This is a genomic window from Kitasatospora sp. NPDC059088, assembly GCF_042738155.1.
Classification (GTDB): domain Bacteria; phylum Actinomycetota; class Actinomycetes; order Streptomycetales; family Streptomycetaceae; genus Kitasatospora.
The window spans coordinates 1-8474 of sequence record NZ_JBHYGR010000231.1 but is presented as its reverse complement, the minus strand read 5'-3'; the positions used below and the strand labels follow the sequence as shown (position 1 = coordinate 8474).

Sequence of the window (8474 nt, the reverse complement as noted above, 5' to 3'; positions counted from 1 at the left end):
TGCACGCTGCTGGAGCGCACCGACTCGCCCGGGTTGAGCACGAAGCCCGCGCCCATGGTCTTGTTCGCGCCCGGGTTGGCGATCTTCGTCGTGTTTCCCGCCGCGTCGTACTGGTAACTCCCCGGCGTGCTGCCGTTGTTCGGGAACGTCGACTTCACCGCGGTAGGTACGTGCGAGCCGCCGGTGCCGCCGCCCGTGCCCGCCGCCGTGGTCGGCGTGTTGCGCGAGCCCGCCGCCGGGAAGGACTGGTCGATGGTCAGGTCCTTGGACTGGTCGCCGGTCGGGTTGTGCATGACCAGCTTGGTCCGGTTGCCGACCGCGTCGTAGGTGTAGTCCTGCCAGTACGGCGCACTGCCGCCGACGGTGGTGGTACCCGCCGTCGAAGCCCCGCTGGTGGGCGTCGCGTTGGCGCAGGCGCCCTGCCCGGCGAGGGACGGGGTGGGCTGGTTGAGCCGCCCGGTGTCCGACCACGCGGTCGTGAGACGCCCCAGGTAGTCGTAGGTGAAGCACTGCAGGTCCGTCCGGTCCGGACTGTTGTCCGGAATCGTGCGCACCGCCGTGACCCGACCGGCCGGATTGTAGGCGTAGGTCGTGTTCTGGACCGTACCCGTGGTGGCCGTCTGCTTGTCCACGTACTGCGTCAGCAGGCGTCCGGTCGACTCGTCGTAGGTGTTCGTCGAGACGACCTGGGTACCCCAAGGGTTCATCGTGTCACGGATGTTGCGCCCGTAAGCGTCCCAGTCCGCCTGCCGGAGATAGGTGTACCCGGCGCCGCTCATATCGTTGAGCTGCCCGAACTCCTCGTAGTTGTAGTTCACCGCCTCCTGCGCCAGATCACCGGCCGCGGCACGCGTCTCCGACACCAGCGAACCACTCACCGGGTTGTAGGCGGCCGAGTAGTCGAAGCTCACCTGCCCGGTCTGACCGATCTCGGCACCCGGGAGGGAGACCGAGGTCTTCGTCGCCCGGTACGCCGCGTCGTACTCACCGACCGACTTGGTGTACGCCGAACCACCCGCCCCACCGACGTACCGGGTCGAGGAGCTCAACTGCCCCTTCGCCACGGTGTCGTAGACGAAACCGGTCAGCTGGTTCGCCGGAGCGACCGAACCGTTGAACGTCCCGGTCTTACGACCCAGCAGGTCGTACGTGATCGCGACCGTCTGACCGCGGGCGTCCGTCGTCGACGCCAACTGTCCCGCACCGTCGTAGGTCCGGGTCGACACACCCGTGTCCGGGTCATCGGCCTTCACCTGACGACCGCGCTGGTCGTACGTGTAGCTCCAGGTGTTCCCGGCCGAGTCCGTCCGGGTCGCCGCCTGGCCACCCGGCGTGTACGTGTAGCCGGTGACGTCCGCGTCGGCCTGGTTGCCGGTCGCCGCGGCCGTCTTGTACTGCCACACCTGCGTCTTGCGCCCGCGGGCGTCGGTGACCGTGCTGGTGGGCGTGGCTCCGGCCGGCGGCGTGACGTCCACCCGGTCAGCGCCGGGGTACGCCGTCGTCGTCGTGGTCTGCGGCTTGCCCAGCGCCACGAACTGCGAGTTCACCACCCGGCCCAGACCGTCGAACTGCACCACGCTCTGGTTCGGGACCATCGCGCCGTCCGGGATCCACCGGGTCGTGTTCGGCTTGTTGGTGTCCTCGTAGTAGGCGTTGTAGGCGCGGCCCACCCGCCCCTGGGAGTCGTAGAACGTGTCCGCGATGATCCGGCCCTGGTAGGCGGAGATCGCCGGGTCCCCCTGGGTCTGCACGGTGCGTCCCAGGCCGTCGACGATCTGCACGGACTTCCCGTACGCCTTGCCGCCGGGACGCAGCGAGTTCGTCGTCACGGTGGACGGCCCCGAGGTGCCGTTGAGGGCGTAGTCGAAGGTCGCGTTCGCGTTGCCGCCGGTGTCCTGCCCCGGGGACCAGACCGCCTTCACCCGTCCGAGACCGTCGTACGTCTTGGTCGTGCTCCGGCCGTTGGGGTCCGTCGAGGTGAGCGCCAGGCCTCGGGCGGGGTTGAGCGTGACGGTGCTGGTGCGGGGGGTGCCCGCGTCCGGCGCGCCGGCCGGGGCCGGGGTCCCGGTGACCACCTTGTTCGGCAGCTCACCCGGGTTCGCCGAGCTGTACGCCGTGGTGGTGACCGCGCCGTTCGGGTTGGCGCTGTCCGTGACCGTCGGGTCCGTCACCGAGGTGACCCGGCCGTACTGGTCGTACGTGCTGGTCGCGGTGGTGACGAACTGCGCGGCGCCGTTGGCGTCGTAGCCGTTCAGTACCTGCTTGCCCGTCACCTCGGCCTTGGCGCCGGCGCTGCCGAAGCCCTGGCCGTCGTAGAGGGCGCGCGTGTCGGAGACCGTGTTGGACGCGTTCGCGTCCGCGGTGCAGGCGTTGGCGCCCGAGATGACGAACTGCTCGGAGACCAGGCCGGTCATCTGGGCGTTCGGGCCGCCCGCGTAGCGGTAGCGGGTGCAGAGGTCCGGGGTGCCGTCGGCGGTGCTCAGCGAGGTGGTGACCCGGTTGTTGTTCCCGGCGTCCGTGTTCGACACCGTCGTGGTGGTGCGGGTGCCGGTGGTGGTCGCAGTGGTCACCGCGGTGGTCACCTTGGTGGCGCCGTAGCGGGCGACCAGGTCCGGCAGGCCGGCGCGCTTGTGGGTGGCCGTCACCGCCGGGTTCTCATAGGAGTTGACGGTGTACGACACCGGCGAGCCCGCGTCGGCCGAGGCGTCCGCGTAGGTGTCCGTCTCCAGGATCTGCCCGGACATCCAGTCGGAGTCGGGCCGGCCGCCGCTCTTCACGCCGGCGACGGAGGCGCCCTTGGGCTTGCCGTCGGCCTTGAGGTCGCCGTCCATGCCCTGGTAGTAGCTGGTCGTCGACTTGGTCTGCGGCCCGTCCTTGCCCGAGCCCGTCACCGCGGTCACGCTCGCGAAGCCGCGGAACTGGTCCCAGGTCCGGTAGTCGGACTCGACCAGCGGGCTGTCGTTGCGGTGCCAGGCCGCCGGGCCATAGGCGTAGGAGGTGGTCATCGGGACCGAGCCGGAGACCAGGTTGCCGTTCGGGTCCACGGTCACCGTGTCGACCGGGTAGCGCAGGAACCAGTCGTCCACCGTGGACTGCACCTGCGTGTCGAACCACTTCACGTTGAAGCAGGGCAGGGTGTCACCGTCGGCCGAGGCGGGCATCCGCCCCGCCGTGCGCGAGCACTGCTCCTGCTTGTACGAGACGACGATGCTGCCACCGGTCTCCGTGGTGATCACCGCCATGCGCGGCCGGTTGTAGCGCGGACGCGCCGGCACCAGGCCGTCCACCCGGTTGGGCAGCAGCAGGTCCGCGAAGGTCACCGCCGGAAGCACCTGCTCGGCCTGCCCGTTGGCAGTGTCCTTTCCGGTGCGCTTGACCGACTGCAGCCAGGCGATCGGCGCGTTCTCCGTCGCGTTCTGCGGCGTCTTGAACACGTGGGTGAAGTCGTAACGGTCCACCGGACGGTACGAACCGCCGGAGCGGATCGAGGTCGTGATCCCGTTCAGCCACTTCGTCGACCAGTACGTGGGACCATAGTTGGTGCAGGCACCACTGTCCTGGCACTGCTTGTCCATCGGCACGTCCGGCCAGTTGGCCGCGTTCGCCGCCGTACGCTGCGCCGGATCGCACGCCGCCGCGTCCGACACGCACCGCTCACCCGAGTCGAAGTCGACCCGCGCCGCGGACTGATAGGAGCCGCCCGCACCCAACTGGTCCGACAGCAACTGCCCGTAGGTGATCGCGGCCAGCACCCCGCCACGCGTGTACGCGGTGTTCGTACCCTTACCCGCGTTCTGCGCACCACCGCGCGCATACCAGTTGGTCTCGGGCGTGTACGCGTACGTGGTCAGATTCCCGTGCGCGTCGACCACGTAGTCGAGGTTCCAACGCCACGCGCTCTGGCACCACGAACCCTTGCCCTTCGACCCGTCGTAGCACGGGTCGCCCGGGTTCGGGGAGTACACCGGAACCGTCCACGCCGACTTGCTCTCCGGACCCGCCTTGCTCGGCGAACCATCGGCCGCCGGAAGCTGGTTGAGCCCGAAGTAGTACACCGTCCCCGAGGTATCCGTCACCTTCAGATAGGAACCGTTCCAGGTGCCGTTGTTGGCGCCGGTCAGGAACTCGACCTTCGTCCCGTCGTCACCCTTGAGCCGCCACTTGCACCGCGACTGCTCGTCCGCCGCCGACCCGGCGACACACGACGAGTCCTCCGGCACCAGCTCACCCGAGTGACCACCCAACGACAACGTCAGGTTCGGACCACCCCAGCACTGATCGCCCGAACCCGGAATGCCCGCCTTGTCACAGCCCCGGTAGCCGCGCTCGACGAACCCCGCGCTCAGGTCCCAGCCGTCGCCGATCCAGGAGGCCTGGGCGTTCGTCGACGCCGTCTTCCCGTCCACCGACGCCGAGTCGTAGCCGAGCGCCAGCGTGGGGGCACCACCACCCAGGGACGACGGCACCGCGATCGGGTAGCTGTAGGTGAAGGAGCCCGACGCACTGCCCGAGGTCCAACTCTGGCTGGAGGCCAGCGGAGTGGCGCTGTAGGTGCCGGTGCCGCTGGAGGGTGCGGCGTCCAGTGCGAGCAGTACCTGCCCTGCGGCGGCGGGTGCTTCGGCCGCGGCTGCGGACTCCGCCCGCACGCCCTTCGCCTTCCCCCCGACCGCCGGCAGGTCGACGTCCGCGACCAGCCGCTTCGACTTCTCGTCGTAGTGCGAGGCCACCGGCGTCCGCACCTGGCAGCCGTCGGCGCCCGGGGCGGTCAGCGCGCACTCCGGCAACGCCACCAGCCGCGCCCGGTGGGCGAGGTCACCACTGACGCCCATCGCGGCGAGGTCGAGCCCGACCTGGACCTTGCCGGCCTCCGCAGCCCCGTCGCGCGCCAGCGTGACGACGGTGCCCTGCACGCCCTGCACGCCCTTCGCGGACTCCACGGACGGCGCGGCGACCTTCACCCGCACAGGAGCGGGCGCGGCACCGCCCGCCGCCGGTGCCAGCCAGACCGGGAGGTCGCCCGCCTGCTTGGCCGCGCCGGCGTTGCCGTCCAGCGCGACGTCCGCGGTACCGGACTTCGGCTGCGGCAGGGACTTCGGCGGCACCCAGTCCGGCGAACCGGTCGGCGGCGTGGTCGACTTCGCCTTGTCCGCCGCACCGTGCACCGAGGCCGTCTTCGGCAGCGGTGTGCCGGGCGGCGACCAGATCCGGCCCTTGTCCGCGCCGCCGCCCCCGGGGGCCGCTACCGCGGTGCCGAGCGGCGCCGCGAGCACGGTCAGAACCGCGAATGAACCGACGACCGCCAATCGGGATCTACGCCACCTCGAAGGCGATTCTTCCCACCCGGTGGCACCAGGTGGTAGTTCGGGAAAAGAGGACATCTCCACCCCTTTGAGAGGTCCGCGTCGCGACTTGACGCGGACAGGTCTCGCTGGAGGGTAGGGGGCTAACAATCCAGCGGTCGAGCGGCTTGAGGATCTCCTGAGGTTGTGATTCACGTCACAGTTGAACGAAATCGGCGGACGGTCCGTCAAACCGGACATCCACCGCAGAAAGGCAATTGACGTTGAATCACCAATGCGGCAGCTTGCTGGGGACCTCTACGAACCATCATGGCCCGACCGTCATTCACGGCCGGGCATTCACGCCTATCCACGAAGGGGCTTCACCATGCGCGCTCCCTCCGGAGCTTCCCCCGGCATGCGCAGAACCGGGCATCCGCCCCGGCGTTCCCACGCCGTCGCGGTCGCCCTCGTACTCGCACTGACCTCCGTCGGGCCGATCGCGCCACTGGCCTTCGCCGCCGACACCCCCGCCACCCCCGCGGCCTCCACCGACCGGACCCCGGGCGCGATCCCCAAGGACCTGGCCGACCGGATAGCCGCCGGCGACGCCAAGTTCGCCGGCCAGAAGCCCCCACTCGCCTCCGACCAAGCCATCGCCGAAGCCAAACGCACCGGCAAACCCGTCCCCGTACCGGAACTGACCGACGAGTACAGCGAAACCGTCGCCACCCCCACCGGCCACCTCTCCCGCACCCAGCACGCCGAACCCCAGCGCGTGAAGCACGACAACACCTGGGCCACCCTCGACGCCACCCTCGTCCCCGACGACCACGGCGGCTACCGACCCAGGACCGCCGTCGCCGACGTCCACCTCTCCGGCGGCGCGGACGGACCCCTCGGAACCCTCACCAGCCCCGACGGCGAGTCCCTCACCATCGACTCGCCCTTCCCGCTGACCAAGCCCACCCTCGACCCCCAGGGCGAGGCCCTCCTCTACCCCGAGGTCGCCCCCGGCATCGACCTGCGCGTCACCGCCTCCAAACTCGGCGGCCTCTCCACCGTCCTCGTCGTCAAGACCGCCGAAGCCGCCAAGAACCCGGCCCTCAAGAAGGTCCGCTTCCCCACCAAGGCCAAGGGCGTCACCGTCAAGGCCGACGACGCCGGCAACCTCACCGCCACCACCAAGGACGGCAAGGTCCGCTGGCACGCCGCCACCCCCCAGATGTGGGACAGCACCACCAGCACCACCCCGAGCACCCCGAACGCCCCCAAGGGCAAGGCCGCCGCCGCCCAACGCGACGACCAGACCCCGGCCGGTGCTGACGCCCCCGAGCAGAAGAGCACCGCCGACGCCCCCGGCGCCGCCGCCAAGGTCGCCACCATGCAGACCACCGCCACCCCCGACGCCGTCGAGCTCACCACCGACGACACCGTCCTCGGCAAGGGCCAGGGCCCCTGGTTCATCGACCCCGGCTGGATCTACGACCGCCGCGAGGCCAGCAACTGGACCTGGACCCAGTCCGCCTACCCCGGCACCAACAACCTCGGCCGCACCGTCGCCAACTCCGGCGACCAGTACGCCCAGCCCGGCGTCGGCTACCAGGGCTACCGCACCTCCAAGGGCGTCGAACGCTCCTACTTCCAGTTCGACACCCGCTGGTACAACGACATCGTCATCAACAAGGCGACGATGTCGTTCTTCGAGGCCAAGTCCTCCGACTTCTCCTGCACCAACAAGTACACCGTCGACCTGAACCTCACCGGTGCCATCGACAACAACACCACCTGGAGCAACTCCCCCGGCGTGGTGACCGGAGTCGGCTCGGCGGACGTCGGCGGCGCGGGGCAGAACGGCTGCGGCGGCACCACCCAGTTCGACTACGACGTCACCGGCGTCTACCGCCAGTACGCCCCCAGCCACGACAACCTCACCTTCGGCCTGTTCGCCCGCAACGAGTCCAACGCGGCGGCGTTCAAGCGCATGACCTACAACCCGGCCGTCGTGGTCGAGTACGACCGGGTGCCCAACACCCCGACCAACCCGTACGCCTGGCCGGCCCCCTCGACGGCCGTGCCGTGGGCCGAGAACCAGGGCTGTGACGGCCAGTCGATCGGGTGGATCAACTCCGGCTCCGGCTTCAACGGGTCCGTCACCCTCAACGGGACGGTCAGCAGCAACGCGCAGAGCTCGCTGTTCGCCTGGACCCACATCTGGGACTACGCGGACCTGAGCGCCGACGTCGACTCCGGCTACACCCCCGAGGTGGCCAACGGCGGGAACGCGGTCTTCCAGGTGAAGCCGGGCGTGATCAAGGAGGGCCACGTCTACGGCTGGGGCACCATGGCCACCGACAAGCTGGTCCAGATGTCCGCCTCGACCCCGATGTGCCGGTTCGGCGTCGACCTGACCCCGCCGACCCTCACCGTCCCGGACGCCAACACCGTCCTGCCGGCCGCCGACCTCGCGGACAGGTTCCCGCCGTCCGGCAACGGCCAGGTCACCAAGAAGCACGTCGGCGAGCAGGGCCTCGTCCCCTTCACCGCCACCGACCCGGCGCCGGGCGGCAACGCCTCGGGCGTGGTCTGCGCCCGCTGGGGCTGGGACCCTCAGCTCGCCAACGTCGGCTGGTCGTGCGGCGGTTCGATGCCGCAGGGCGGGATCCCGGTCACCCCCGGCCGCTGGGGCACCAACATCCTGTACCTGCAGGTGATGGACAACGCCCGCAACGTCTCCCCGGTCGCCCAGTACTCCTTCTACGTGCCGTGGAACCCGGACGGCCCGCCGCCGGTCTTCGGTGACGTCACCGGTGACGGCGCGCCCGACATCCTCGCGCCCGACCAGGCCGGCTACCTGCGGGCGTACAACCCGCCGGGCAACCCGAACGCCAAGAGCCCGTCCGTCTCGGCCGTCTCCATCCCGGCGGAGGCGCCCGGCGGCAAGGGGTGGAACGGCATCCAGCTGACCCACCGCGGCACCCTCACCGGCGGCAACAACATCGACGACGTGATCGCCCACGCACCCGGCGCGGGCGAACTCTGGGTCTACCCGAACCCGGGCAACACCGGCGTCTACGGCCGGATCGACAAGCCCGTCCCGCTCGCCAAGCCCAAGTGCGCCAAGACCGCCACCGAGGACTGCTCCTGGCTGACCACCACCGGCTACAACGCCACCGACTGGTCCACCACCCTGCG

1 protein-coding gene and 1 pseudogene are annotated in these 8474 nt (G+C 70.1%); one reads left to right on the top strand and one right to left on the bottom strand.

What is annotated here, in order from left to right; translation table 11 throughout:
* Positions 1 to 5303 (bottom strand): hypothetical protein (locus ACFWXO_RS44230; protein ID WP_380532650.1); only part of this gene is annotated, 5303 nt, incomplete at its 3' end.
* Positions 5304 to 5697: 394 nt separating this feature from the next.
* Between ACFWXO_RS44230 and ACFWXO_RS44225 the strand changes: the two are divergent.
* Positions 5698 to 8474 (top strand): annotated as a pseudogene (locus ACFWXO_RS44225) (hypothetical protein); the annotation flags it as partial.